General features: G+C 61.4%; 20 protein-coding genes and 4 tRNA genes. 18 read left to right on the top strand and 6 right to left on the bottom strand.

Translation table 11 applies throughout. From position 1 onward, the window contains the following. Window positions 1-54 precede the first annotated feature (54 nt). The 6 genes from uvrC to NCR40_RS09390 all read left to right on the top strand — a co-directional run bounded on the left by uvrC (window position 55) and on the right by NCR40_RS09390 (window position 4,277). Complete coding sequence (gene uvrC / locus NCR40_RS09415) at window positions 55-2,310, top strand: excinuclease ABC subunit UvrC (protein WP_250509297.1); 2,256 nt, start codon at window positions 55-57, stop codon at window positions 2,308-2,310. Window positions 2,311-2,429: 119 nt separating this feature from the next. After that, complete coding sequence (gene pgsA / locus NCR40_RS09410; protein ID WP_244828086.1) at window positions 2,430-3,026, top strand: CDP-diacylglycerol--glycerol-3-phosphate 3-phosphatidyltransferase; 597 nt, start codon at window positions 2,430-2,432, stop codon at window positions 3,024-3,026. 188 nt (window positions 3,027-3,214) lie between these two features. Then, window positions 3,215-3,290: transfer RNA gene (locus NCR40_RS09405), tRNA-Gly, on the top strand. A gap of 102 nt (window positions 3,291-3,392) precedes the next feature. Next, a tRNA-Gly gene (locus NCR40_RS09400) sits at window positions 3,393-3,468 on the top strand. Window positions 3,469-3,545: 77 nt separating this feature from the next. Further along, window positions 3,546-3,619, top strand: a tRNA-Cys gene (locus NCR40_RS09395). A gap of 172 nt (window positions 3,620-3,791) precedes the next feature. Continuing rightward, window positions 3,792-4,277, top strand: a complete 486-nt coding sequence (locus tag NCR40_RS09390; RefSeq protein ID WP_244825782.1) for a GNAT family N-acetyltransferase — start codon at window positions 3,792-3,794, stop codon at window positions 4,275-4,277. Window positions 4,278-4,294: 17 nt separating this feature from the next. Here NCR40_RS09390 and NCR40_RS09385 read toward each other — a convergent pair whose 3' ends face one another. Further along, window positions 4,295-4,894 carry an SCO family protein gene (locus NCR40_RS09385; RefSeq protein WP_250509296.1) on the bottom strand — a complete coding sequence of 200 codons (600 nt, stop codon included), beginning with the start codon at window positions 4,892-4,894 and terminating at the stop codon, window positions 4,295-4,297. 241 nt (window positions 4,895-5,135) lie between these two features. Between NCR40_RS09385 and otsB the strand changes: the two genes are divergently transcribed. Then, window positions 5,136-5,888: a trehalose-phosphatase gene (gene otsB, locus NCR40_RS09380; RefSeq protein WP_250509295.1), complete on the top strand. Its 753-nt coding sequence runs from the start codon at window positions 5,136-5,138 to the stop codon at window positions 5,886-5,888. Further along, a complete protein-coding gene (gene otsA / locus NCR40_RS09375) occupies window positions 5,885-7,267 on the top strand; it encodes an alpha,alpha-trehalose-phosphate synthase (UDP-forming) (protein WP_250509294.1) in 1,383 nt (460 codons plus the stop codon). The genes otsB and otsA overlap by 4 nt, the downstream gene beginning before the upstream one ends. 88 nt (window positions 7,268-7,355) lie before the next feature. Here otsA and NCR40_RS09370 read toward each other — a convergent pair whose 3' ends face one another. Then, the gene (locus tag NCR40_RS09370; RefSeq protein WP_244825774.1) at window positions 7,356-9,179 is read right to left on the bottom strand and encodes an ABC transporter ATP-binding protein; all 1,824 of its coding nucleotides are present in this window, start codon (window positions 9,177-9,179) and stop codon (window positions 7,356-7,358) included. Between the two features lie 866 nt (window positions 9,180-10,045). On the opposite strand from NCR40_RS09370, the gene NCR40_RS09365 reads away from it, so the two are divergent. From NCR40_RS09365 to NCR40_RS09355, 3 genes are all read left to right on the top strand, one after another. Continuing rightward, a complete protein-coding gene (locus NCR40_RS09365; RefSeq protein WP_250509293.1) occupies window positions 10,046-11,110 on the top strand; it encodes a glycosyltransferase family 4 protein in 1,065 nt (354 codons plus the stop codon). A 241-nt stretch (window positions 11,111-11,351) separates the two neighbouring features. Beyond that, window positions 11,352-12,188 (top strand): hypothetical protein, encoded by an 837-nt coding sequence (locus tag NCR40_RS09360; RefSeq protein WP_244825772.1) that lies wholly within the window; start codon window positions 11,352-11,354, stop codon window positions 12,186-12,188. Between the two features lie 51 nt (window positions 12,189-12,239). Next, on the top strand, window positions 12,240-12,713 hold the full coding sequence (locus NCR40_RS09355; protein WP_250509292.1) for a DUF2214 family protein: 474 nt from the start codon (window positions 12,240-12,242) through the stop codon (window positions 12,711-12,713). A gap of 96 nt (window positions 12,714-12,809) precedes the next feature. Here the strand turns inward: NCR40_RS09355 and NCR40_RS09350 are convergent. The 4 genes from NCR40_RS09350 to NCR40_RS09335 all read right to left on the bottom strand — a co-directional run bounded on the left by NCR40_RS09350 (window position 12,810) and on the right by NCR40_RS09335 (window position 15,014). Continuing rightward, a tRNA-Val gene (locus NCR40_RS09350) sits at window positions 12,810-12,884 on the bottom strand. A 68-nt stretch (window positions 12,885-12,952) separates the two neighbouring features. Next, window positions 12,953-13,690: a DNA polymerase III subunit epsilon gene (gene dnaQ / locus NCR40_RS09345; RefSeq protein WP_250509291.1), complete on the bottom strand. Its 738-nt coding sequence runs from the start codon at window positions 13,688-13,690 to the stop codon at window positions 12,953-12,955. Between the two features lie 29 nt (window positions 13,691-13,719). Beyond that, window positions 13,720-14,193, bottom strand: a complete 474-nt coding sequence (rnhA, locus tag NCR40_RS09340) for a ribonuclease HI (protein ID WP_244825767.1) — start codon at window positions 14,191-14,193, stop codon at window positions 13,720-13,722. After that, window positions 14,193-15,014, bottom strand: a complete 822-nt coding sequence (locus NCR40_RS09335; RefSeq protein WP_250509290.1) for a class I SAM-dependent methyltransferase — start codon at window positions 15,012-15,014, stop codon at window positions 14,193-14,195. The genes rnhA and NCR40_RS09335 overlap by 1 nt, the downstream gene beginning before the upstream one ends. Window positions 15,015-15,031: 17 nt before the next feature. Between NCR40_RS09335 and gloB the strand changes: the two genes are divergently transcribed. The 7 genes from gloB (at window position 15,032) to NCR40_RS09300 (ending at window position 24,927) form a co-directional block, all read left to right on the top strand. Then, the gene (gene gloB, locus NCR40_RS09330; RefSeq protein WP_250509289.1) at window positions 15,032-15,859 is read left to right on the top strand and encodes a hydroxyacylglutathione hydrolase; all 828 of its coding nucleotides are present in this window, start codon (window positions 15,032-15,034) and stop codon (window positions 15,857-15,859) included. Between the two features lie 159 nt (window positions 15,860-16,018). Then, window positions 16,019-17,665, top strand: coding sequence for a transglycosylase SLT domain-containing protein (locus tag NCR40_RS09325; RefSeq protein ID WP_250509288.1), 1,647 nt, complete (start codon window positions 16,019-16,021; stop codon window positions 17,663-17,665). A gap of 108 nt (window positions 17,666-17,773) precedes the next feature. Then, entirely contained in the window at window positions 17,774-19,006 is a 1,233-nt protein-coding gene (locus tag NCR40_RS09320) for an MFS transporter (RefSeq protein ID WP_250509287.1), read from the top strand. Between the two features lie 363 nt (window positions 19,007-19,369). Beyond that, window positions 19,370-20,512 carry a glutamine-hydrolyzing carbamoyl-phosphate synthase small subunit gene (gene carA, locus NCR40_RS09315; RefSeq protein ID WP_244825757.1) on the top strand — a complete coding sequence of 381 codons (1,143 nt, stop codon included), beginning with the start codon at window positions 19,370-19,372 and terminating at the stop codon, window positions 20,510-20,512. A gap of 51 nt (window positions 20,513-20,563) precedes the next feature. Next, window positions 20,564-23,818: a carbamoyl-phosphate synthase large subunit gene (gene carB, locus NCR40_RS09310; RefSeq protein ID WP_250509286.1), complete on the top strand. Its 3,255-nt coding sequence runs from the start codon at window positions 20,564-20,566 to the stop codon at window positions 23,816-23,818. A 117-nt stretch (window positions 23,819-23,935) separates the two neighbouring features. Then, window positions 23,936-24,412, top strand: a complete 477-nt coding sequence (gene greA / locus NCR40_RS09305) for a transcription elongation factor GreA (RefSeq protein ID WP_244825754.1) — start codon at window positions 23,936-23,938, stop codon at window positions 24,410-24,412. Continuing rightward, entirely contained in the window at window positions 24,412-24,927 is a 516-nt protein-coding gene (locus tag NCR40_RS09300; RefSeq protein WP_250509285.1) for a DUF4149 domain-containing protein, read from the top strand. The genes greA and NCR40_RS09300 overlap by 1 nt, the downstream gene beginning before the upstream one ends. Window positions 24,928-24,961 lie beyond the last annotated feature (34 nt).

Genomic DNA, 24,961 nt, shown 5'->3' with positions numbered 1-24,961 from the left:
AAAGCGTCCTCGCGCCGTGCCGATGCCTCCTCGCGCTCCACGCTTACTCGCTGCATGACTGACAACGACGCTCCCGCACCGGATTTCGACCCGAAGAAAACGCTCAGGCAATTGCCGAATCTGCCGGGCGTCTACCGCTATTACGACGGCGACGGCAAGGTGCTCTACGTCGGCAAGGCGCGCAATCTGAAGAAGCGCGTGTCGAGCTACTTCACGAAGACGCTGCACTCGCCGCGCATCGCGATGATGGTGACGCGCATCCGCAAGATCGAGACGACCGTGACGCGCTCGGAAGCGGAAGCGTTGCTGCTCGAAAACAATCTGATCAAGGCGCTGGCGCCGCGCTACAACATTCTTTTTCGCGACGACAAGTCCTATCCGTTCCTCAAGCTGACCGGGCACAAGTTTCCGCGCATGGCGTACTACCGCGGCTCGGTTGACAAGAAGAACCAGTACTTCGGGCCGTTCCCGAGCGCTTGGGCCGTGCGCGAGAGTATCCAGATTCTGCAGCGCGTCTTTCAGCTGCGCACGTGCGAAGACTCGGTCTTCAGCAATCGCACGCGGCCGTGTCTGTTGCATCAGATCGGGCGCTGCACGGCGCCGTGCACGGGACTCATCAACGAAGAGGACTACGCGCGCGATGTATCGAACGCGTCGCGTTTTCTGCTCGGCCGGCAGGGCGAAGTGATGAAGGAACTCGAGCAGAAGATGCACGCCTTCGCCGCCGATCTGCGCTTCGAGCAGGCGGCGGCCGTGCGCAATCAGATGAGTTCGCTGTCGACGGTGCTGCATCAGCAGGCGATCGAAGTCGGCGGCGAGAGCGACGTCGATATCCTCGCGGTCGTGGCGCTCGGCGGCAAGGTGTGCGTGAATCTGGCGATGGTGCGCGGCGGCCGGCATCTCGGCGACAAGGCGTATTTTCCGGCGCATGTCGAAAGCGCGATCGCGCTGGGCGATGAGGATGCGCTTGGGGATGACCTGGAAGAGCAGGCGCCGGACGCGGTCGGAGCGACGGAAGCATTGAGCGAATCGGGTGCCGCTCGTGCGAGTGTCGCGGTGCTTGCGCGTGTCGCCGGAGCGGACGATGCAATGGACGGCGGCGGTGTGCTCGAAGCCAACGACGCGCGCACAGCCGACAACATGACGCCCGCCGCCGATGCAACCCAGGCCAACGACGAAACGCAAGCCAACGACGCAATCGATGCCAACGAAGAGCTCGACTCGCAAGACGCCATCGAAGCCACCGCAACATCCCGCGAAGGCGCCCTCGAAGCCGAAGTGCTCGAAGCGTTCATGGCACAGCACTACATCGGCAATCGCATCCCGCCGGTGCTGGTCGTGAGCCACGCGCCCGCGAGCCGCGAGCTCATCGATCTGCTCAACGAACAGGCGGGACACAAGGTCACGCTACTGCGTCAGCCGCAAGGTCAGAAACGCGTGTGGCTCTCCATGGCCGAGCAAAACGCGAAGCTCGCGCTCGCGCGTCTGCTATCGGAACAAGGCTCGCAGCAAGCGCGCACGCGCTCGCTCGCCGAGACGCTCAGCCTCGACATGGAAGACCTGGCGCAACTGCGCATCGAGTGCTTCGACATCAGTCACACCATGGGCGAGGCGACGCAGGCATCGTGCGTGGTGTATCACCATCACAAGATGCAGTCGGGCGAGTATCGGCGCTACAACATCACCGGCATCACGCCCGGCGACGATTACGCCGCCATGCGTCAAGTGCTCACGCGCCGCTACGAGAAAATGGTCGCGCTTGCCGCCGCCAACGCCAGCGACGAAGCCGCGACGCTGCAAACCGAAGACGCCGCCGATCCCAACGTCACGCCGGATGCCGCATCGCCCGTATCCGCTGGCGGGACGCTGCCGAATATCGTGCTGATCGATGGCGGCAAGGGACAAGTCGAGATCGCGCGCCAGGTGTTTTCGGAGCTCGGGCTCGATCATGGCATGCTGGTGGGTGTCGCGAAGGGCGAAGGGCGCAAGGTCGGGCTCGAAACGCTGATCTTCGCCGATGGCCGTTCCGCGCTCGAACTCGGCAAGGAAAGCGCCGCGCTGATGCTCGTCGCGCAGATTCGCGACGAAGCGCATCGCTTTGCGATCACCGGCATGCGCGCCAAGCGCGCCAAGACGCGGCAAACGTCGCGCCTGGAAGAACTCGAAGGCGTCGGCGCAAAACGGCGTCAGCGGCTCTTGTCGCGTTTCGGCGGTTTGCGCGGCGTGCAGGCGGCGAGCGTGGAAGATCTGGCGAGCGTCGAAGGCATTTCGCTGGCACTCGCGCAGCAGATTTATCGACAGTTGCATTGAGCCGGACGCATGGCGCGGCGCGGCTCGCAATGGCCGCGCCGCGTGGCCCGCCGCCTTGTGAGCGACGGGTCGACGCGGCACAATGGCACCTCCCTTTCATGTGGCTCTCGCTCTCGTCCATGCCGTTCAACTTACCGATTTTCCTGACGTGGCTGCGAATCGTGCTGATTCCGCTCGTCGTGGGCGTGTTCTATTTGCCGGACATGATGTTGAGCCTCGAGCATCGCAATCTGCTCGCCATGGTCATCTTCGTTCTAGCCGCGCTCACCGACTGGTTCGACGGCTTTCTTGCGCGCAAGCTTAATCAGACGTCCGCGTTCGGCGCGTTTCTCGACCCGGTCGCGGACAAACTCATGGTGACGGCCGCTTTGCTCGTGCTCGTGCAGCTCATGCGCTTGAACGCGGTGATCGCGCTCGTGATCGTCGGGCGGGAGATCACGATCTCGGCGCTGCGCGAATGGATGGCGCAGATCGGCGCATCGAAGAGCGTCGCGGTGAATTCGCTGGGCAAGTTCAAGACCGTATGTCAGATGGTCGCCATTCCTATGCTGCTGTTTTATGGGCAGTTGCGCATCCCCGGCGTGCAATGGGTGATCGATACGCGCGTGTGGGGCTTGTGGCTCATCGATGTCGCCGCGTTCCTCACCGTTTGGTCGATGCTGTACTACATGAAACTCGCGTGGCCGCAGATTCGTGAGCGGGGCGGCATGCTGTGAGTTGAGCCTTCCTTGCAGCCGTTCTTCAGTTTGCTAAAAATTGCGTCGAAACACGAAAAGGGCGCGCAAAAACAGTTGACACCTTTTCTTCGCTTCTACATAATCTCGTTTCTGTCGAACACGCAGCGCCAGCAGCAAGGAAGTAAAGAGCTAAAGGCACCGCGAAGACGGCAGAAAGCATCAGCAACGCGGGAGTAGCTCAGTTGGTAGAGCGCAACCTTGCCAAGGTTGAGGTCGCGAGTTCGAGCCTCGTCTCCCGCTCCAGATTCAAGTTTTCGAGGCATGCAGCGCAGCGGTATCAAGCGAAGCGGCGACGAAAACAGCAGCAAGCAAGTGTAAGCAGTAACGCAGCACGGAAAGATCAATGCGGGAGTAGCTCAGTTGGTAGAGCGCAACCTTGCCAAGGTTGAGGTCGCGAGTTCGAGCCTCGTCTCCCGCTCCAATCAAAGGGGAAGCAACGCTTCCCTTTTTGTTTGGTGGACTTGCCGGCGTTTCGGCCGGGACCACCACACCGCTTATGGCGCGATAGCAAAGCGGTTATGCAGCGGCCTGCAAAGCCGTTTAGACCGGTTCGACTCCGGTTCGCGCCTCCAAAAAAAAGCCCTGATTCGTCAGGGCTTTTTCTTTTTACAACGTCGGATCTTCGGCGCGTCTGCCGATTCTCGATTGCTGCAAGGAAGCTCCCGATACGCCGCGTGGCGCCGGCGCGGCATAATTGCGGCACTTTCCATTGGCGCAGCATCCGCCGCGCCGCATGCCAAATCCATGACCGACAGACTCTCCGACATTCAGTGGCGCTGGAAGCGCTTCGACGATCTCACGACAACCGAGGTCTACGACATGCTCGCGGCACGCAGCGCGGTCTTCGTTGTCGAGCAAAACTGCGTTTATGGCGATATCGACGGCTACGATGTCGATGCCTGGCATTTGCTCGCCTACGGCGAAGACGAGCAACTCGCAGGCTATCTACGTGTGTTGCTGCCAGGGTTCCCGAAAGAAAGCGAAACCGATGTCCGCATTGGCCGCGTGCTGACGACCGTCAAATTTCGCGGCTTCAAACTCGGTAACGCGATGCTCGAACGCGCGCTCGATCACATCATCGCGCAATGGCCGGATCAGCCGATCAGTCTGCACGCGCAAGCCCATCTGCAGAAGTTTTATGGCGCGTTCGGTTTCGTCGCGTCGTCGGGCGTACATGACGAAGACGGCATTCCGCACGTGTGGATGCGCCGTCCCGGCTTCGGCGCATAACGCCTGAGAGCGCGTTCCTACGTACTCTTCCCGTGGATCACGCGTTCGAGATCGGCTGCAATGGCGTCGATGGAATCGCGGTCGGTGGCAAGCAGGCGCGCGTGACCATCGCGATCGAAGATGTACACGGCCGAGCTGTGCGTGACCTCGTAAGCGCCGCTCGGATCGCGCTTCTCCATCTGATACGCCACGCGGTACCGCTGCGCGATGGCTTCGATTTGCCGATCCGAGCCCGTCATGCCCACGGCGTGTTTGCCGTCGAAAGCGCGCACGTAAGTCCGCAGCAACGCGGGCGTGTCGCGCGCGGGATCGACCGAAACGAATACGATGCGCGTCTTATCCGCGTCAGGCCCCACGCGCGCCAGAACCTGCATGAGACGCGCCATGGTTTCCGGGCACACATCCGGACAATGCGTATAGCCGAAATAGACGAGCGTCGCGCGGCCTTTCAACGATTGGCCCGACACATGCGCGCCGCTGTCATCGACGAGTGAAAAATCGAGATCGGGCAGATGGCCGGAAACATCGGTCAGATGCCACGGCTCGGCGGGACGCGAGCAGGCAGCAAGCGCGGTGAGCAGAACGGACACAAGCAGGCGGCGGAAGGGTGCGGGCATCGAAAGGTTGCTTTGGACTGTAACGGCTGTATCAAGCCCGCAAAATACACGCCTTTTCATCGGCGTGAGGCGCATGATTTAGCTTTAAGCACATTTTTGAGACAATTTGCCACGCGCGCCTGCTCTTCCGTAAGCAAGACGCCATGCGATCGTCAATCTGCTCCTTTCCAGACGGAAAGCCTGCGGCAGTAACATGCGATACGCACGCGCCCATCACAGGCAAACCACAGGTCAACGATCGATGCAAATTCTTCCCGATTCCCTGTCTCTTGCCGAGACCGCTTTCTTCTTCGACTTCGACGGCACGCTGGTCGAACTCGCCTCCACGCCGGATGGCATTTTCGTGCCGCGTTCGGTGCCCGACATTCTCGCCGCCTTGCGACGCGCCACCAATAACGCGGTCGCGGTCGTGTCGGGGCGCGGTATCGACAACATCGATTCGTTCTTGCAGATGCCCGATCTGCCCGTCGCCGGCATGCACGGCGCCGAGCGGCGCGATTCGAATGGCGACGTGCAGCGCATTGGTTTCAACGACGAGCGGCTTTTGCGCATGGAGCACGCGCTCGAAGGCGTCGTCAGCGCGAATCCCGGCATGCTGCTCGAAATCAAGGGCGCCGCGCTCGCGCTGCATTATCGCAATGCGCCGGATCGCGAACCGGCTGCGCGTGCGGCCACCGAGCGGCTCGTCGCACAATACGCCGATGCCTACGTGCTTCAGCCTGGCAAGATGGTCTACGAGATCAAGCCGAAGGACGTCGACAAGGGCCGCGCGGTGCGCGCGTACATGGGCGAGCCGCCGTTCACGGGACGCAAGCCCGTCTTCATCGGCGACGATCTTACGGACGAGAAAGGCTTCGCGGTCGTCAACGAATTCGACGGTCTGTCGATCAAAGTCGGTTTCGGCGACACCGTGGCGCGCGCGCGAATCGAATCCGTCGAACTGCTGCTCGACTGGCTGCAAGTGATCGCGGGCACGGCGGGGAAGCACGCGTGAGCCGGCTGATCATCGTTTCGAACCGGGTGGCGCCGATCTCCGAAGGCGGCCCGGCCGCGGGTGGCCTCGCGGTCGGCGTCTACGACGCACTCAAGGAAACCGGCGGCATGTGGTTCGGCTGGAGCGGCGACGTGCTGGACGCGCCGCCGGAAAGCATCAAGCTGGAAGAGCACGGGCCGGTGACGTTCGCGACCATCGGACTTTCGCGGCAAGACTACGATCAGTACTATCGCGGCTTTTCCAACGCGACGTTGTGGCCGGCGTTTCACTATCGGCCGGATCTGATCGAGTTCGACCGCAACGAATACGAAGGCTATTGCCGCGTCAATCGCTGGCTGGCCACGCAACTCGCGCCGCTGCTCAAGCCCGACGACGTGATCTGGGTGCACGACTATCACCTCATTCCGTTTGCGCAGGCGTTGCGGGGGCAGGGCGTTCGAAATCGCATCGGGTTCTTTCTGCATATACCGTTTCCAGCGTCGCAGATTCTATTGAGCGTGCCGCGTCATCGGAACCTGGTGGAAGCGTTGTGCGACTTCGATCTGCTGGGTTTCCAAACTGAGCCCGATCTGCGCGCGTTTTGCGATTACATCGAAACCGAGGCGGGCGGCACGCTCGCGAAAGACGGCGCGAAGCCGGTCGTGGTCAGCGCGTTTGGCAAGACGGCGCGCGCGGCGGCTTATCCGATTGGCGTCTATCCCGACGAAGTCGCGGCGCTCGCGAAACACGGCGAGAGCGGCCGCGACGTGCAGATCGTCAAGGCGACGCTGCATCAGCGCAAGCTCGTGATGAGCGTGGATCGGCTCGATTATTCGAAGGGTCTGGTCGAGCGATTTCGGGCTTTCGAGCGTCTGATCGAGCATCGGCCGCAGCAGCGAAACAACGTTTCGTTTTTGCAGATCGCGCCGCCGACGCGCTCGGACGTCGATGCTTATCGCGACATTCGCCTGCAACTCGAAGCGGAGTCGGGGCGCATCAACGGGCGTTACGCCGAGCTGGACTGGACGCCCATTCGCTATATCCATCGGCAATACGAACGGCCGGTGCTCGCGGCGCTGTTCCGCGAGGCGCATGTCGGCCTCGTCACGCCATTGCGCGACGGCATGAATCTGGTGGCAAAGGAATATGTATCGGCGCAAGACCCGGACGATCCCGGCGTGCTTGTGTTGTCGCAATTCGCTGGCGCTGCGCGTGAGCTGACTGCCGCGCTAATCGTGAATCCGCTCGATATCGACGATATGGCCGATTCACTCGCCACCGCGCTTGCAATGCCGCTCGACGAGCGCCGGGCGCGTTATACGGAGATGATGGCGCAACTGCGCGACAACAACGTTTCCGTGTGGCGGGATAACTTTTTGCGGGATTTGAAGGCGGGGTAGAGCGGCGACCGATTACGCCAAAGCAACGCAGATGAATAAGCCGCGTTCCCTTCCGGGAAGCGCGGCTTTTTAACGTCGTCGTCGAAACTTAGGCCGGCTGCTTATGCGGCGTGGCAACGATGGATGGCAACTTGCCGTGCTGCTTCGACAGCAACTCGCGATACAACCCCGGCCGGTCGCGCAGTTCTTGCGGCGAGCCATCGTCGATCACCTTGCCGGCGCTCATCACGATGATGCGGTCGAAGTTCTGCAACGTCGACAAACGGTGCGCAATGGCAACCACCGTGCGGCCGACCATCAACCGGTCGAGCGCCTGCTGAATGGCTTCTTCCGATGAACTGTCGAGCGCGGACGTCGCCTCATCGAGCAAGAGAATTGGCGCGTTTTTAAGGATCGCGCGCGCGATCGCGATGCGTTGACGCTGACCGCCCGACAGCTTCACGCCGCGATCGCCGACGATGGTATCGAAGCCTTCTGGCATCGCTTCGATAAAGTCCGTGCAGCGGGCTTCGCGTGCGGCGGCCATGACTTCCTCACGCGTCGCTTCGGGCCGGCCATACGCAATGTTCTCGAACACCGTGCGATGGAACAGCGAAATATCCTGCGGCACGAGCGCAATCGAATGTCGCAGGCTGTCCTGCGTGATGCCGTTGATATCCTGGCCATCGACCTTGATGCTGCCCTTCTGCGTCTCGTAGAAGCGCTGCAGAAGCGCGAGCACGGTTGACTTGCCCGCGCCCGACTTGCCGATCAGACCGACTCGCTGGCCCGGTTCGATATGCAGATGGAAGTTGTCGAGAATCGGACGACGGCGCGGATACGCGAACGTGACGCCATCGAAATCGACGCGGCCGCCCTGTGGCACAAGTTCGGTGGCGTCGGAACGGTCGGGCATGCCATGCGGTTCGAGCAGCGTCTGCACGGCTTCGGCAAGACGCGCGACGTGCTGCGTGACATCCACGAGCGCCACGGCGAGGTCGCGCGTGCCGTGCAGGATCGTGAAGCCGAGCGAGCTGACCAGCACGATATCGCCCGAGGTCGCCTGGCCTTTCGACCAAAGCCACAGTGCCCAGCCGAGCAGCCCGGCGGAGAGAATCGCCGTCACGACCGCGTGGAAGAGGCGCAGCTTTTCCAGGTACAAGAGGCTTTGCTGACGCGCGACCATCTCGGCCTTCACCGTCGAGCCGAAACGCTTCTGCTCGTTGAAGGTCATGCCGAACGCGCGCACGAGCGCCATGTTGCCGATCACGTCGACCAGTTCGCCATCCACCGAAGCGGCCTTCGACGCGAAGCTGTGATGCCGCGCCGAACCGCGCTTGGCCAGCCGATACAAAATGAACGCGAGGATCAGCGACGCGCCCATGAGGCAGCACGCCATCAACGGATTCACCGCGACGATCATGATGATCGCGCCCAGCACCGCGATGCACGGCGGCAAGACGTTCCAGGCCATCACGTTTTCGGAGGTGTAGATCGCGTTCGAGGTCGCCGTGATCCGGCTCGCGAGCATGCCGGGCTGTTTCTCGGAAAAGTAAGTCGGCGAATGGCCGCTCAAGTACGAGAACAAGTCCTTGCGCAGGTCGCCCGTCACGATCACGAACACGTGCGCGCCGACCCAGCCGCCGACCCGCCAAAGCAGGTTGTCGGCGGCGATCAGTCCCACCAGGATCATGAACGCGCCCCAGAGCGGACCGGGATGACCCCGGCCCTGACCGAGCACATCGATCAGATGTTTGATCGCGTACTGGGAAGCGAGCGCGCAGCCAACTGCGGCAAACACGCTGAAGAGGACGATGGCATGCGCTACCGGATGCCGGCGTATGTAACGCAGAAGGAACGCCAGCGGGCGATGTGCATAGCTCGCGAGCTTGGCGTTGTGTGCGTTACGTTGAGAGACGGTAAGTTGGTCCAATGGTCTTTTTTCGTCGTAGAGCGGTTGAGCGTGTGTTGCGCTTTCGGATTTCCGGGCGAAAAGCGTTTCGGCGACGCGGCGCCGTCTCCATTGCCTGAATTGTAGCCACTATCGCTCAAGCCTCAGGCGTCAATCGGGCGTTTAATGCTGGGCGGCAATTTTGCCGCCTCGACATCGTCCGCAGTGGACCGAACCCTAGGCCGAGCGCCACCGCGATTCGAGCGCCTTGCGGCATCGGCGCGCATTGTAAGCACTTTGCGAAACTTTTTGCGATGGAGCAAGCGCTCAAATTAAGCTCGCCTGCCGCAGCCACGTTATACGGGTTCGATTTCAGACCGGTGGCACCGCCAAGCCAAAGCACGTGTCGCGCCAGCGTAGGTTGATGGGTCGTCGAAATGGACTTCGCAGCATCGAGAGCGTGGCGTCGCCCGTGCATCGTTCAAGCGCGTGGGTCCAATGTAGAACAGCCTTAATAAACAGGGGTTTGCAAAATGTTTCCCCGGTGTAACAAGGTAAATAAGTTGAAATGCCTGCCTGCGTGCTCTGTAAAAAGCTCCATAATTCGCTCCGGGTTTTCACTAAGTTTTTTTGACAGCTTTTTGTAGGATGTCGTCAACCTCGAAAGCCGTTACGCGTTTATTGCTGGTGTGCGGATTATTTTGAGACATGGAATCGCTTTTGCTTTAATGCGATCCGTTCGAAGGTCTCGCGCAAAACCCAAGTGACCGGCGACCACGCTTTTCTTTCTCGTGCATCAGCTTTGCAACGCGGTGAATCCACCGCAGCAGCTCCCGCCCGAGCCGAGCGATTCGCCCCTTGTCCACGACTGAAGTACTTAGCCTGATTTTTTATTTGGAGTTTCCGACATGCGAATCGCCCAAATCGCGCCCCTCCACGAGGCTGTTCCGCCGAAGCTCTACGGTGGCACGGAACGCGTGGTGTCTTATCTGACCGAGGCTCTCGTCGAGGCCGGACACGACGTCACGCTCTTCGCGAGCGGTGATTCGCAAACGTCCGCAAAGCTCGAAGCGTTCTGGCCGCAAGCGCTGCGTCTGGATCCGACCATTCGCGACACGATGGCGCCGCACATGCTGCTGCTCGAAGAAGTCCGCCGCCGCGCTGAAGAATTCGACGTGCTGCATTTCCATATCGATTATTACCCGTTCTCGCTGTTCGCACGTCAGCCGGTGCCGTTCGTGACGACCATGCACGGTCGACTCGATCTGCCGGAACTGCAGCCGATCTTCTCGACGTTCAACGACGTGCCGGTTGTCTCGATTTCCGACAATCAGCGTCAGCCGCTGCCGCAAGCGAACTGGCTGTCGACGGTGTATCACGGCCTGCCGGAAAATCTGCTCACGCCGATCCCGAACGTCAAGCCCGGCTACCTGGCGTTTCTTGGCCGCATCTCGCCGGAAAAGCGTGTGGACCGTGCAATCCGTATCGCACAGGCCGCCGGCATGAAGATCAAGATCGCCGCGAAGCTGGACAAGGCCGACCGCGCATACTACGAGGAAGAGATCAAGCCGCTCTTCGCGCTGCCGCATGTCGAATACATCGGTGAAATCAGCGAAGCGGAAAAGACCGAGTTTCTCGGCAACGCGCACGCGCTGCTGTTCCCGATCGACTGGCCGGAGCCCTTCGGTCTCGTCATGATCGAGGCCATGGCGTGTGGCACGCCGGTGATCGCGTTTAACCGCGGTTCGGTGCCGGAAGTGATTGAGAACGGTGTGTCGGGCTTCGTTGTCGAAGACGAACTCTCGGCGATCGCCGCAGTGAAGCGTCTCGACACGCTGTCGCGCGCGAAGGTGCGTGAGGCGTTCGAAACGCGCTTCTCGTCGAAGGTCATGGCCGCGCGCTATGTCGAAAACTACGAGGAACTGCTGCGTCAAAAGCGTCGCACGGTGCTTCGCGAAGTGAACGCAGGCTAAGTTTTCGCACGCTGTTTTCGTATCGAACAACGCCCCGCGCGCCGCAAGGCTCGCGGGGCGTTGTCGCAATGGCACACTTGAATGGCGCATCTGAGCGCTAAGCCGCTTTCGTCCGCGAAACCTCTGAGGAAAATCGTAATCTCCCTATAATGTCCGGGCTTCGTCAAGTGCGAAGCGAAATTGCCGTTAGCGTGGATAGTGCGCGACGGCGTGCATCGAATGAAAGACAGGAGCGCAACTTTTGGCGATACCCAAGCAAATCAGCGCGAGCCCGGCGCCCGGCGCCGGCACGGTATTCGCGCTGCGGGCCATCGGACTGATACTCGCGGCGCGCTGGGCGTTGTCGATGTCGCAAATGGGCTATCTGTCCTCGCTGCGCGCCATGACATCGTCGCCATGGGCGTGTCTGAATCTCGTGCTGATCTTTTTGCTGATCGCGCTGCCGGGTGCGAAGGCGCGCATCGAGCGGCCGCTGCATCCGTTGCCACAATGGCTGCGGCAGGCGCTGCGCTTCCTTGCGCTCCTCGCGTTTGCCTTCGCGATGTTCTCCGTGGGCGCGTTCGTCTGGGCTTCGGGCTGGCGCCGTTTCGTACACACGCTCGCCGAGACCAACGGCTGGCTAGCGGTCGGCCCGGCGCTCTACGCAGTCGTGATGTGGATATGCCGTCCGCGTGCGCTCTGGCGTACCAATATCGCGGCGCGGCGCTTTGCCATCGGCCGCTTTGCAATCTCACTCGATCCCGTCACGCGCACCGCGATGGTCTGGGCGGAAAGCCGCAAGCTCGGTCAGTACGATGCGCGGGAGTTGTCGGTGAAGTGGCCCGCGCCCGTCGCCGACGAAGCCGCGCAAATCTCGATTCTTGCGCCATCGACGGAACCGGCCGCGCCGGCATCGACGATCCATCGCAATGGCACACTCAGGAAGAGTTGGTTCGCGCGCCGTCCGAAGGTCGAGTTGTTGTGGGATTCGCCGGCAGCGGCGGGGCACAATCGCAAGACGGTATTTCGCGCGCCGTTGGCGAGCGTCGGCGACCGCAACGCGGCGCGCGCACTCGACACGACCTTGCGGCAAGTCTGACGAGGTCGCCGGCAACGCAGAATTTGCTTCTCGTTTTCGATGGAGGAAAGGATGCTGATACGCTGGTTGCTCGCTGCGCTTCACTTGCTTGGTTTCGGTTTCGCCTTGGGCGCCGTGCTCGCGCGAGCGCGCGCCTTGCGGCGGCTTGATGTCGCGCAGTCGGTGCAGGCGAACGATGTGCGTCTGCGCGATGTGTTCCGCTCCGATTCCGTGTGGGGCATCACTGCAATCGTGCTGATCTTCACCGGGCTGATGCGCGCGTTTGGCGGCTTCGAGAAAGGCGGCTCGTACTATTTGCACGAGCCGCTTTTTCATCTGAAGATGACCGCGCTCGTGCTGATCTTGCTGATCGAAGTTTCACCGATGCTCGCGTTGATTCGCTGGCGCGTGACGCTCGCGCAGGGCGGACCGATCGATCTCACGCGCGCCCGGCGCTTTGCGTGGATGAGCGATCTGGAAGCGGCGCTGGTGATCGTGATGATGATTGCCGCAAGCGGAATGGCGCGCGGCGTGTGGGCGTCTTAGCTTCGGCTGGCGAAGCGCGTGGACGAAAAAAAACGGCGCCCGAAGGCGCCGTTTTTTATGGCATTCAGTCCAGACTTCAACTGCTTGCCTCTGTCGTGGTGGGTAGTACTGGGATCGAACCAGTGACCCCTGCCGTGTGAAGGCAGTGCTCTACCGCTGAGCTAACCACCCGAAGAGATTGAGATTATGTCAGGACGTTCTCGATTCGTAAAGCTCTTCTTTGAACAAATTCGAAAAAATCACGCGGCGAGCGTATCGCTAACCGCGGGCGCGGGTTCCGTGCGCCACACGCTCGTGCCTTTGATCGCTCGGTCGAGATCGGAGAGCACGGCTTCATGCGCCGCGAGCTCGTCCGCGCTTGCCGCGATGACCGTGAGATCGAGGTCGTCGAGCGCGATACGCGGCGTGCCTGTCGTGCCTTGCGCGGGCTGATCGCCGAGCATGTCGATGACGAGGCTTTCCTGACCGCGCGTCATCGCCAAATAGACTTCGGCGAGCAACTCGGAGTCGAGCAATGCGCCATGCAGCGTGCGGTGCGCGTTGCTGATGCCGAAGCGGTCGCAGAGCGCATCGAGCGAGTTCCGTTTGCCGGGGAACATCTGCTTGGCTTGCGCGAGCGAGTCGATCACGCCGGCGCACATCGTCGACACTTTTGGCAAGCCGAGTAGCGCGAACTCCATGTCGAGAAAGCCGACGTCGAACGGCGCGTTATGAATGATCAACTCCGCGCCGCTGATGAAGTCGCGCAACTGCGCGGCAATCTCAGTGAACTTCGGTTTGTCGCGCAGGAACTCCGTCGTCAGGCCGTGCACCGCGAGCGCGCCCGGGTCGCTGTCACGTTCGGGGTTCACGTACAAATGCAGGTTGTTGCCCGTAAGCCTGCGATTGACCAGTTCGACGCAGCCGATTTCGATGATCCGGTCGCCCGTGCGAGCGTTCAGGCCGGTGGTTTCGGTGTCCAGTATCAGTTGGCGCATGAGATGTGTGTCGTTGGTTCGTGCATGTTTCAGCTATCGGCGAGCGAGCTAACGCCGCGATTGGCGAGCGCATCGGCGCGTTCGTTTTCGGGATGCCCGGCGTGCCCCTTGACCCAGCGCCATTCGATCTGATGTTGCGCGACGAGGGCATCCAGCCGCTTCCACAAATCGGCGTTCTTGACGGGCGTCTTCGCTGCCGTCATCCAGTTCTTCTTCTTCCAGCCGTGAATCCATTCGCTGATGCCTTTCTGCACGTATTGCGAGTCGGTATGGATCACGGCCTGACAGGGCCGCTTCAAGGCTTCGAGCGCGGCGATCACCGCCATCAGTTCCATGCGGTTGTTGGTGGTCGCGGCTTCGCCGCCGAACAGTTCCTTTTCGAGCGAGCCGAAGCGGAGCAGGGCGCCCCAGCCGCCGGGGCCCGGATTGCCCTTGCACGCGCCGTCCGTGTAAATGTCGATGATTTTGTTCGATGCGTTCGTCGATGCGGATTCGTCAGTCATCAATGCTCGTTGCGAGTGTGCGGTGCGGCGACTGGTGCAAGGCCAGGCGCGAGCGCGGGTTTCTTCAATTTGCGCGGGCCGATGAGCCGCATGCCCCGCACGCGCTTCACCGCCGTGATCATGTACGCCGCGCCGAAGATGGGCCACCAGCGGTCGCCGGCGGGTTCCAGGAATTGATAGCGTTGCAGCCACTTGTCCGTGACGAGCGGGGGACGATAGCAGCCGAAGCGTCCGCGTTCAAGGTCGAATCCAAGCAATTTGATCCAGTCCTTGATGCGCGTGAACGCGATCATCTCGTGCGCCGCCGGCACGAACGGCCGTCCCGTGACCTTGCCGAACGACTGGCGCGCGCCCCACAGACTCAAGGAGTTGAAGCCAAGGATGATGAGCTGGCCTTCAGGCACGAGCACGCGCTCGGCTTCACGCAGAAGCCTGTGCGGATCGCGCGAAAATTCGAGCGTATGCGGCAGCACGAGCAAATCGACGCTCTGCGCTTCGAAAGGCAAGTCGAGCAAATCGCACCAGACCGTGGCGCGGCCTTCCGGCGCGCTCGCGGCAGGCAACGGACTCACGCTGCGCGAGGCCGCTTGTGGCATCGTGTAGGGCGCGCTCGCGCCGCTTTCCGCGTCGAGCACGAGCCCGCGGCCGGTCATGCGATTTTCGCGCAGAGCGTCGAGTTGCGGCATGCCAAGCTGAAGCGCGTGATAGCCGAAGATGTCGGATACCACGCGATCGAGCTGCGCTTGTTCCCACTCGAGCACATAGCGTCCGGGTGCGGAGCTTGTCCAGGCGGGCCAGTCTATAATCACTCGGTCTGACATGTTCGGGTTGCCGCTAGATGATCGCTATGGATTCGCATGCTAAGGGTTCGCTTGAATACGTTCCGGTTCCGGCGTTCGAGGACAACTACATCTGGCTCGTGTCGGACTCGCGCGACGCGGTCGTGATCGATCCGGGCGACGCCGCGCCCGTCGAGGCGTATCTCGCCGAACGCGGTTGGCGGCTGACCGCTATTTTACTCACGCACCATCATCAAGACCACGTCGGCGGCGTCAAAGCACTGCTCGATAGCCGAACGGCAGAGGGTGGCGTGCCGGTCTACGGACCGGCCGGCGAGCGCATCGAGCATTTGACTGCGCGCCTATCCGAAGGCGATATCGTGCGCGTGGACCAGCCTGCCCTGGAGTTTCGCGTCCTCGATGTACCTGGCCATACGGCCGGTCACATCGCGTACTTTCAGGCACATGACCCGCGTGGCACACCGCATCTCTTTTGCGGCGACACGCTTTTTGCAAGCGGCTGTGGCCGGCTTTTCGAGGGCACGCCGCAGCAGATGCTTGCCTCGCTCGATTCGCTCGCCTCGCTGCCTGACGATACGTTAGTGCACTGCGCCCACGAATACACGCTTTCGAACATCCGCTTTGCGCGCGCATGCGAACCAGATAACGCGGCGCTCGCGCGCTGGAACGACGACGCCATCGCGTTGCGAGCGGCCGGCAAGCCCACGCTGCCGACGACCATCGGCCACGAGAAGTGCGTCAACCCCTTTCTGCGCGTGGACGACGAGGCCATTCAGGCAACACTTTCCACTCAGTTCGGACAGCCGATTTCCGACCGCCTCGACGCGTTTCGCGTGATGCGCGGCTGGAAAGATAAGTTCCGCTGATGTCTCATAATTAGGGCGAACTTAATCCGAAACTTTGGAAACGCCGATAGATGCAGGATTTTGCAGGGGAATTACGTGCATTCTTATTGACGTTGCAAGTGCGGTTCCGTACCATCGGCTTCAAATTTCCAAGCGTCTTCTTTGGAAGCCGGAACGTTCATGCGACTAACACTTAGTGCGCTATCCGTCCTGACACTGGCCGCGTGTGCCAGTCAAGGTCCGACAGCGCTCACCTCCAATACCACAGCAACACCCACCGAAGCCTCGCAGCAAAAGGTCGCGGACACCATTCGCCGCACTGCCGCAGCCAAGGAAACCATTGACGTCGACAAGACGCCTGTCACTTCGCTCGTCGGGTCGTCGGACCTGTGGAACCGCATTCGCGCGGGCTTCCAGATTCCGGATCTGCAAACGGACCTAGTCGACATGCAGGTCAACTGGTACGCGCAGCGCCCAGAGTATGTGGAGCGCATGACTGCGCGCTCGCAGAAGTACCTGTATCACATCGTCGAAGAACTCGAAGCACGTCATATGCCGACGGAACTGGCGCTTCTGCCGTTCATCGAGTCGGCGTATAACCCGCAGGCGCTGTCGGTCGCGAAGGCCGCTGGCATGTGGCAGTTCGTGCCGGGTACTGGCCGCGACTACAACCTCAAGCAAAACATGTGGCAGGACGAGCGCCGTGATGTGCTGGCATCAACGAGCGCCGCGCTCGACTATCTCTCGCGTCTGCATGACATGTTCGGCGACTGGCATCTCGCGCTCGCCGCATACAACTGGGGTGAGGGCAATGTACAGCGCGCCATCGCGCGCAACGAAGCCGCAGGTTTACCGACGGACTACGAAAGCCTGCGCATGCCCAACGAGACGCGCAATTACGTGCCGAAGCTGCAGGCGGTCAAGAATATCGTCAGCAACCCGCAGCAATATGGCCTTGCGCTGCCCGACATTCCGAATCACCCGTATTTCGTGACGGTCACGACCGCGCGCGACATCGACGTGACCATGGCCGCGAAGTTGGCCAGCATGAGTGTCGAGGAATTCCGCTCGCTGAATCCGTCGTTCTCGAAGCCGGTCATTCTCGGCGCGACCAATCCGCAGATCTTGCTGCCGTTCGACAACGCAGCGACGTTCCAGCGCAATCTGAGTTCGTACACGGGCGCGCTGTCGTCCTGGACGACCTACACGGTGTCCGAGCGTGCGCGTCCGGCCGCTATTGCCGAGAAGATCGGCGTGGATGCGGACACGCTCATGTCGGTGAACCATATTCCGGCTGGCATGCGTCTGAAGCCGGGCTCGACCATCGTCGTGCCGCGTAATGATGACGACGACGAGGACATCAGCGCCGATGTCGCCTCGAACGCCATGCTGGCCGTCGAACGCGACGTGCCCGACACGCGCAAGATGGCCATCCGCGTGCGCCGCAAACAGTCCATCGAGACGCTGGCGGATCGCTACAACGTGTCGGTCGGGCAGATCAGGGCCTGGAACCGCACGCATCGCGAAGTCTTCATGCCGGGGCAAGTCGTTGTTCTACACGTGCCGTACGGCAAGGCAGTGCCGGCCGAGCCGGGTCCGGTTCGTCTGGAAACCGTTTCGGCGTCGAGCCGTTCGTCGGGCGGCGTGACGAAGATCGGTACGCGCGCTCCGGTTGCCAAGAACGCATCGGCGAAGGCCACGGCGCATTCGGCGACGAAATACACGAAGGTTTCGAGTTCCAGCAAGTCCTACGCAGCGAAGCCGGCCGTCGCCAAAACAGCCACACCCGCCAAACGGGCTACCACGAAGAAGACCACGAAACACTAAGCATCGCGCTTCTTGGTTTATTCCACGCCGTCACCAAGGTGACGGCGTTTTCTTTTGGTGCGCCAGTTAAACTGGCATTTCAAAAAAACAATGAAGCGCTCGTATCGCATGTCGTCCTCAGTTCGTCTTCGCGTCTTTTTCCTGTTCGCCGCCGGGTATTTCGTCTCGTACTTGTTCCGGGGCGTGAATCTCGGCTTCGCGCCGCTGATCACGCACGACCTCGGTTTGTCGGCGGCAGACTTGGGTCTGCTGACTTCGCTTTACTTCATAGGCTTTGCGCTCGCGCAGATTCCGGTCGGCGTGCTGCTCGATCACTTCGGGCCGCGCACGGTGACGGCCGGCATGCTGGTTTTCGCGGCGGTTGGAATCTGGGTTTTCGGGGCGTCGCAAGGATCGGCCGGGCTGATGGTGGGGCGGCTTTTGATCGGCGTCGGTGTTTCGGTCTGTCTGAGCGCAGCGTTCAAGGCGTCGGCGCAGCATTTCCCTGTCGCGCGACTGCCGCTCGTCAATGGCTTCACGATGGCCATTGGCGGTCTCGGCGGCGTCGCGGTCGGCTCGCCGCTCGCATCGCTTCTGCAGGTTGCCAACTGGCGGCAAGTTTGCGTCGGACTCGGCGTGTTCACGCTGATCGTGTCCGCGGCCATCCTGCTATTTGCACCGCGCAAGAGCGACGCGCGCCATCAGGCCGACATCGTCACACAGTTCAAAGGCACCTGGCACATCTTGAAGAGCGGCGCGTTCTGGAAGATCGCGTCGTTTTCCGTCGTCACGCAGGGCGTGTTTTACGCGATGCAATCCCTGTGGATCAAGCCCTATCTCCTCGACGTGATGGACCTCACGCCTGCCCACGCCTCCGCGCTCGTCTCGGTGCTCGGCCTCGCGATGATGTTCGGCAGCGTCGGCTTCGGCGCGGCGGCGCGCGGTATCGAGCGCTGCGGGATATCGGTCTATGCGTTCTGCGGCGGCGGCATGGTGCTGTTCGTCATCACGCAAATCCTCATTGTGCTGCGCGCGCCGCTGCCGCCGGCGGTGCTGCTCGCGGCGTATGGCATTTTCGGCGGCACAGGCATTCTGAGCTACGCGATCATGGCGGAATACTTCCCGTCGCACATGATTGGCCGCACCAATACGACTCTCACGCTCGTCATTTTCTTGCTCATCTTTGGTTTTCAGGTCGGGGTCGGCGCCGCGCTGTCGTTTTGGCCGTCCGTGGGCGGGCGTTATCCCGTGTCGGCGCATCTCACCGTATGGATTTCGCTCATCGCGCTGCAGGTGGCAAGCGCCGTCTGGTATGCGTGGCCGAGCGCCGCGCTCGATAAGGGCAAGCAGGCCGTGCACTGAAGTCGGGCGCGCCGCGTCGTGCGAAAGGCGCGTGACAACAAGCAGACCATTCCCAAATTTGGCTAAAAGACCGCTTTCAAGCTATAATTCGAAGGTTTGAGCATATCAACCCGCACCCTAGCGCCTACCCCCATTCACCGTCGTTCGCTGCGCCTTGCAGTGCGCGCCGCACGCCGCCGATCGCCTGCTTCGTTATCCCGTTGGGTCCACCCAGCGCGTTGATCCAAGCCGCGACGCGCGGCTGACGAGCCGCCGCTGACAAAAGCGCAAAGGATATCCCCGTTCATCGCAATGAACGCCGGGAACCAAGCCTGAATTTCGGACAGACAGGTCGGTAACAGGGTGTCCCCCAAGGAGCCTTCCGTGTTGCCGTCATTCTCCCCAGCACTACTCGCACTTGCCGACGGCACGGTCTTTCGTGGTCAATCGATCGGTGCAACCGGCTCGACGATCGGCGAAGTCGTATTCAACACCGCCATCACCGGTTATCAGGAAATCCTGACCGATCCGAGCTACGCCCGCCAGATCGTCACGCTGACCTATCCGCACATCGGCAACGTCGGCGTGAACGCCGAAGATGTCGAAGCCACCAAAGTCCATGCCGCCGGTCTCATCATTCGCGACCTGCCGGTGCTCGCATCCAACTTCCGTTCCGAGCAGTCGCTTTCCGACTATTTGAAGGCCCAAGGCGTCGTCGCGATTTCGGACATCGACACGCGCAAGCTCACGCGAATTCTGCGCGACAAAGGTGCGCAGAACGGCTGCATTCTCGCGGGCAGCGACGACGAAGCAAAGGCGCTCGAACTCGCGCGCTCGTTTCCCGGCCTCGCGGGCATGGATCTGGCAAAAGTCGTGTCGACCGACAAGTCCTATGACTGGACGCAGACCGAATGGCGCCTCGGCAGCGGCTACGGCACGCAGGAAGCCCCGAAGTTTCGCGTCGTGGCGTTCGATTACGGCGTGAAGTACAACATTCTGCGCATGCTCGCCGAGCGCGGTTGCCAGGTCACCGTGCTGCCGGCCCAAGCGAGCGCGGCTGACGCACTCGCGCTCAATCCGGATGGCGTCTTCCTCTCGAACGGCCCCGGCGACCCGGAACCGTGCGACTACGCCATCGCGGCCACGCGTGAGTTCATCGCGCGCGGCATTCCGACCTTCGGCATCTGTCTAGGACACCAGATCATGGGCCTCGCGGTCGGCGCGAAAACCATGAAGATGAAGACCGGCCACCACGGCGCAAATCATCCGGTGAAAGACCTGGAAGACGGCCGCGTGGTCATCACGTCGCAGAACCACGGTTTCGCGGTCGATGCCGACACGCTGCCCGCCAACGCAAAGGTCACGCACGTATCGCTTTTCGACGGCACGCTGCAGGGCTTCGCGCTCACCGACAAGCCCGCGTTCTGCTTCCAGGGTCATCCAGAAGCGTCGCCTGGCCCGCACGACATTGCATATCTGTTCGACCGCTTCATCAAGCTGATGGAGACGCAGAAGGTCACTGCCTGACAGTCGAGAGCACAGAACGGAACACCGCAACACAAAACATCGAGAGCAGTTATGCCGAAGCGCACAGACATCAAGAGCATCCTCATCATCGGCGCGGGTCCGATCATCATCGGCCAGGCGTGCGAGTTCGATTATTCGGGCGCGCAGGCTTGCAAGGCGTTGCGTGAGGAAGGCTACAAGGTCATCCTCGTCAACAGCAATCCCGCGACGATCATGACCGACCCGAACACGGCCGACGTCACTTACATCGAGCCGATCTCGTGGGAAGTGGTCGAGCGCATCATCGCGAAGGAGCGGCCGGACGCGATCTTGCCGACCATGGGCGGACAGACCGCGCTCAATTGCGCGCTCGATCTGTTCCATCACGGCGTGCTGGAAAAGTACGACGTCGAGCTGATCGGCGCATCGCCGGAAGCCATCGACAAGGCCGAAGACCGCCAGAAGTTCAAGGACGCGATGACCAAGATCGGTCTCGGTTCAGCCAAGTCTGGAATTGCGCATTCCATGGAAGAAGCGCTGACCGTGCAGGCGCAAATCGCCGAGGCCACTGGCAGCGGCGGCTATCCGACCGTGATTCGCCCGTCGTTCACGCTGGGCGGTTCGGGCGGCGGCATCGCGTATAACAAGGAAGAGTTCGAGGAAATTTGCCGGCGCGGTCTCGATCTCTCGCCGACGCGCGAACTGCTGATAGAAGAATCGCTTCTCGGCTGGAAAGAGTACGAGATGGAAGTTGTCCGCGACAAGAAGGACAACTGCATCATCGTGTGTTCGATCGAAAACCTCGATCCCATGGGCGTGCATACCGGCGACTCGATCACCGTCGCGCCCGCGCAGACGCTGACCGACAAGGAGTATCAGGTTCTGCGTAACGCGTCGCTTGCCGTGTTGCGCGAAATCGGCGTCGACACAGGCGGCTCGAACGTGCAGTTCGCGATCAACCCCGACGACGGCCGCATGGTCGTGATCGAGATGAACCCGCGCGTGTCGCGCTCGTCCGCGCTGGCATCGAAGGCAACGGGCTTTCCTATCGCCAAGGTCGCGGCCAAGCTCGCGTGCGGCTATACGCTCGACGAGTTGAAGAACGAGATCACAGGCGGTCAGACGCCGGCGTCGTTCGAGCCGACCATCGACTATGTCGTGACGAAGGTGCCGCGTTTCGCGTTCGAGAAATTCCGCGAAGCCGACTCGCGCCTGACCACGCAGATGAAGTCCGTCGGCGAAGTCATGGCAATGGGCCGCACGTTTCAGGAATCGTTCCAGAAAGCGCTGCGCGGTCTCGAAGTGGGCGTCGACGGTCTGGACGAAAAGACCACGAGCCGCGACGAAGCCATCCGCGAAATCGGCGAGCCGGGACCGGACCGTATCTGGTACCTCGGCGACGCGTTCCGCCTTGGTCTGACGGCTCGGGAAATCTTCGAGGAAACGTCGATCGACCCGTGGTTCCTCGCGCAGATCGAGCAGATCATCTTGAAGGAGAAGGCGCTCGAAGGCCGCACGATCGAAAGCCTCAGCAAGGACGAATTGCTGTATCTGAAGAAGAGCGGTTTTTCCGACCGGCGTCTTGCGAAGCTCACCGGTTCGAAGCAGGAAGACGTGCGCCGCCGTCGTCACGAGTTGAAGGTGCGGCCGGTTTATAAGCGCGTCGATACTTGCGCGGCCGAGTTCGCGACCAAGACGGCGTACATGTATTCGACCTACGAGGACGAGTGCGAAGCGAATCCGACCGACAAGAAGAAGATCATGGTTCTCGGCGGCGGCCCGAACCGGATCGGGCAGGGCATCGAATTCGACTATTGCTGCGTGCACGCCGCGCTCGCCATGCGCGAAGATGGTTACGAAACCATCATGGTCAACTGCAATCCTGAAACGGTTTCGACCGACTACGACACGTCGGATCGTCTGTACTTCGAATCGCTGACGCTCGAAGACGTGCTTGAAATCGTCGAGCTGGAAAAGCCGGTCGGCGTGATCGTGCAGTATGGCGGCCAGACGCCGCTCAAACTCGCGCTCGACCTCGAAGCGAACGGCGTGCCGATCATCGGTACGTCGCCGGACATGATCGATGCCGCCGAGGATCGCGAGCGGTTCCAGCAATTGCTGAAAGATCTGAATCTGCGCCAGCCGCCGAATCGCACCGCGCGCGCCGAAGACGAAGCACTCAGGCTCGCGGAAGAAATCGGTTACCCGCTGGTCGTGCGTCCGTCTTATGTGCTGGGTGGCCGCGCAATGGAAATCGTCCACGAGCCGCGCGATCTCGAACGCTACATGCGCGAGGCCGTGAAGGTATCGAACGACTCGCCGGTGTTGCTCGACCGCTTCCTGAACGACGCGATCGAATGCGATGTGGACTGTATCTCCGATGGCGACGACGTCTTCATTGGCGGCGTGATGGAGCATATCGAACAAGCGGGCGTGCATTCCGGCGACTCGGCTTGCTCGCTGCCGCCTTATTCGCTCGCGCAAGACACCATCGACGAACTGAAGCGGCAAACCGCCGCCATGGCGAAGGCGCTGAACGTGGTCGGCCTGATGAACGTGCAGTTCGCCATCCAGCAGGTTCCGCAAGACGATGGCTCGAAGAAGGATGTCATTTACGTGCTGGAAGTGAACCCGCGTGCATCGCGCACGGTGCCGTATGTGTCGAAGGCGACGGGCCTGCCGCTCGCGAAAATCGCGGCGCGCGCAATGGTCGGGCAGAAGCTCAAGCAACAAGGCGTGACGAAGGAAGTGATTCCGCCGTACTTCAGCGTGAAGGAAGCGGTGTTTCCGTTCGTCAAGTTCCCGGCGGTCGATCCCGTGCTCGGGCCCGAGATGCGTTCGACGGGCGAGGTGATGGGCGTGGGCCGCACCTTCGGCGAAGCGCTTTTCAAGTCGCAACTCGCGGCGGGTTCGCGTCTGCCGGAATCCGGCACCGTGCTTCTCACCGTGATGGATGCCGACAAGCCGAAGGCCGTCGAAGTCGCGCGCATGCTGCATGAACTCGGCTACCCGATCGTCGCGACCAAGGGGACGGCCGCGGCCATCGCGGCGGCGGGTGTGCCCGTGAAGGTCGTGAACAAGGTGAAGGACGGGCGTCCGCATATCGTCGACATGATCAAGAACGGCGAAATCGCGCTGGTCTTCACCACCGTCGATGAAACGCGCGCGGCCATCGCCGATTCGCGTTCCATCCGTATGAGCGCGCAGGCCAACAAGGTCACGTACTACACGACGATGTCCGGCGCGCGCGCGGCGGTCGAAGGTCTGCGTTATCTGCGCGATTTGGAAGTCTATGATTTACAAGGCCTCCACGCTCGCCTAAACTAAGGCTTCGATTACCGGTCCAAGTATCACGAGCCGCGGTTAAGCGGCGTCTTCTCGTTCTGGGGAGATGCGCTTAACCGCGGTAATTTTTTTACGGCTGTTTTTGTTTGTGGATTGTCTATGAGCACGATTCCCTTGACGAAGCGCGGCGCGGAGTTGCTGCGCGACGAATTGCAACGCCTGAAGGCTGTCGAGCGTCCCGCGGTCATCAACTCGATCGCGGAAGCACGCGCGCAGGGCGATCTGTCGGAAAACGCGGAGTACGATGCCGCGAAAGAAAAGCAGGGCTTTATCGAGGGCCGCATTGCGGATCTCGAATCGAAGCTTGCCGCCGCGCAAGTGATCGACCCGAAAACGGTCGAGGCGGAAGGCCGCGTGGTGTTCGGCGCGACCGTCGAACTGGAAGATCTCGAGTCGAGTCATAAGGTGACGTATCAGATCGTCGGCGACGACGAAGCCGACATCGACCACGGTCTCATCTCCGTCAGCTCGCCCATTGCGCGCGCGCTGATCGGCAAGACGGAGGGCGACGTCGCCTCGGTGCAGGCCCCGAGCGGCGCGCGGGAGTACGAAATCATCGCTGTTCGATACGTCTGATGGAGCATCGACTCTTTCGCACGGTAACGATGATCTGGGTCGGCAGCTTGCTGACCCTCGGTCTCGTCGCCGCGCCCGTGCTCTTTTCGGTGCTCGACCGTACGTCGGCGGGATCGGTGGCGGCGCAGCTCTTTCGCATCGAGGCGTATATCGGCGTGGTCAGCGCGCTGATTCTGATCTTGATCGGCAATCGCTTCGTGAAGAGCGGCATCGTCGACTACAAGCGCGTGCGGTGGCTCGTCGCGGTCATGCTGGTGTGCGTGCTCGTCGGATACTTCGCGTTGCAGCCGTTCATGAATTCGCTGCGCATCTCGGCGCAGGAAGCAGGGATGGAACTCGCGAATTCGCCTTTTGCGAAGGAGTTCGGCGTTCTGCATGGCATTTCGAGCGCGATTTATTTGATCGAATGCCTGTGCGGTATTGCGCTCGTGTGGCGTTTGCCCGGTGCGGCGCCTGTCAAGATCGTGCCGAAGGGCAAGTCCGCGAAGGTCGCGGCCAAGCGCGCGCGTAGCTGAAAATTATGCTGCGAGAGACGGCGCGGACGTTTTG

Origin of the sequence: Caballeronia sp. GACF4 (assembly GCF_023631025.1) — a bacterium.
Lineage (GTDB): Bacteria > Pseudomonadota > Gammaproteobacteria > Burkholderiales > Burkholderiaceae > Caballeronia.
This window is presented reverse-complemented; position numbering and strand designations above follow the sequence as displayed.

What these genes read in the sequence shown, in the direction of transcription:
- NCR40_RS09335 (WP_250509290.1), bottom strand. Translation starts at nt 15,014, where the DNA reads ATGTCAGACCGAGTGATTATAGACTGGCCCGCCTGGACAAGCTCCGCA.
- NCR40_RS09390 (WP_244825782.1), top strand. Translation starts at nt 3,792, where the DNA reads ATGACCGACAGACTCTCCGACATTCAGTGGCGCTGGAAGCGCTTCGAC.
- NCR40_RS09355 (WP_250509292.1), top strand. Translation starts at nt 12,240, where the DNA reads ATGCTGATACGCTGGTTGCTCGCTGCGCTTCACTTGCTTGGTTTCGGT.
- NCR40_RS09365 (WP_250509293.1), top strand. Translation starts at nt 10,046, where the DNA reads ATGCGAATCGCCCAAATCGCGCCCCTCCACGAGGCTGTTCCGCCGAAG.
- greA (WP_244825754.1), top strand. Translation starts at nt 23,936, where the DNA reads ATGAGCACGATTCCCTTGACGAAGCGCGGCGCGGAGTTGCTGCGCGAC.
- NCR40_RS09385 (WP_250509296.1), bottom strand. Translation starts at nt 4,894, where the DNA reads ATGCCCGCACCCTTCCGCCGCCTGCTTGTGTCCGTTCTGCTCACCGCG.
- NCR40_RS09300 (WP_250509285.1), top strand. Translation starts at nt 24,412, where the DNA reads ATGGAGCATCGACTCTTTCGCACGGTAACGATGATCTGGGTCGGCAGC.
- pgsA (WP_244828086.1), top strand. Translation starts at nt 2,430, where the DNA reads ATGCCGTTCAACTTACCGATTTTCCTGACGTGGCTGCGAATCGTGCTG.
- dnaQ (WP_250509291.1), bottom strand. Translation starts at nt 13,690, where the DNA reads ATGCGCCAACTGATACTGGACACCGAAACCACCGGCCTGAACGCTCGC.
- NCR40_RS09325 (WP_250509288.1), top strand. Translation starts at nt 16,019, where the DNA reads ATGCGACTAACACTTAGTGCGCTATCCGTCCTGACACTGGCCGCGTGT.
- carB (WP_250509286.1), top strand. Translation starts at nt 20,564, where the DNA reads ATGCCGAAGCGCACAGACATCAAGAGCATCCTCATCATCGGCGCGGGT.
- gloB (WP_250509289.1), top strand. Translation starts at nt 15,032, where the DNA reads ATGATCGCTATGGATTCGCATGCTAAGGGTTCGCTTGAATACGTTCCG.
- NCR40_RS09320 (WP_250509287.1), top strand. Translation starts at nt 17,774, where the DNA reads ATGTCGTCCTCAGTTCGTCTTCGCGTCTTTTTCCTGTTCGCCGCCGGG.
- rnhA (WP_244825767.1), bottom strand. Translation starts at nt 14,193, where the DNA reads ATGACTGACGAATCCGCATCGACGAACGCATCGAACAAAATCATCGAC.
- otsB (WP_250509295.1), top strand. Translation starts at nt 5,136, where the DNA reads ATGCAAATTCTTCCCGATTCCCTGTCTCTTGCCGAGACCGCTTTCTTC.
- uvrC (WP_250509297.1), top strand. Translation starts at nt 55, where the DNA reads ATGACTGACAACGACGCTCCCGCACCGGATTTCGACCCGAAGAAAACG.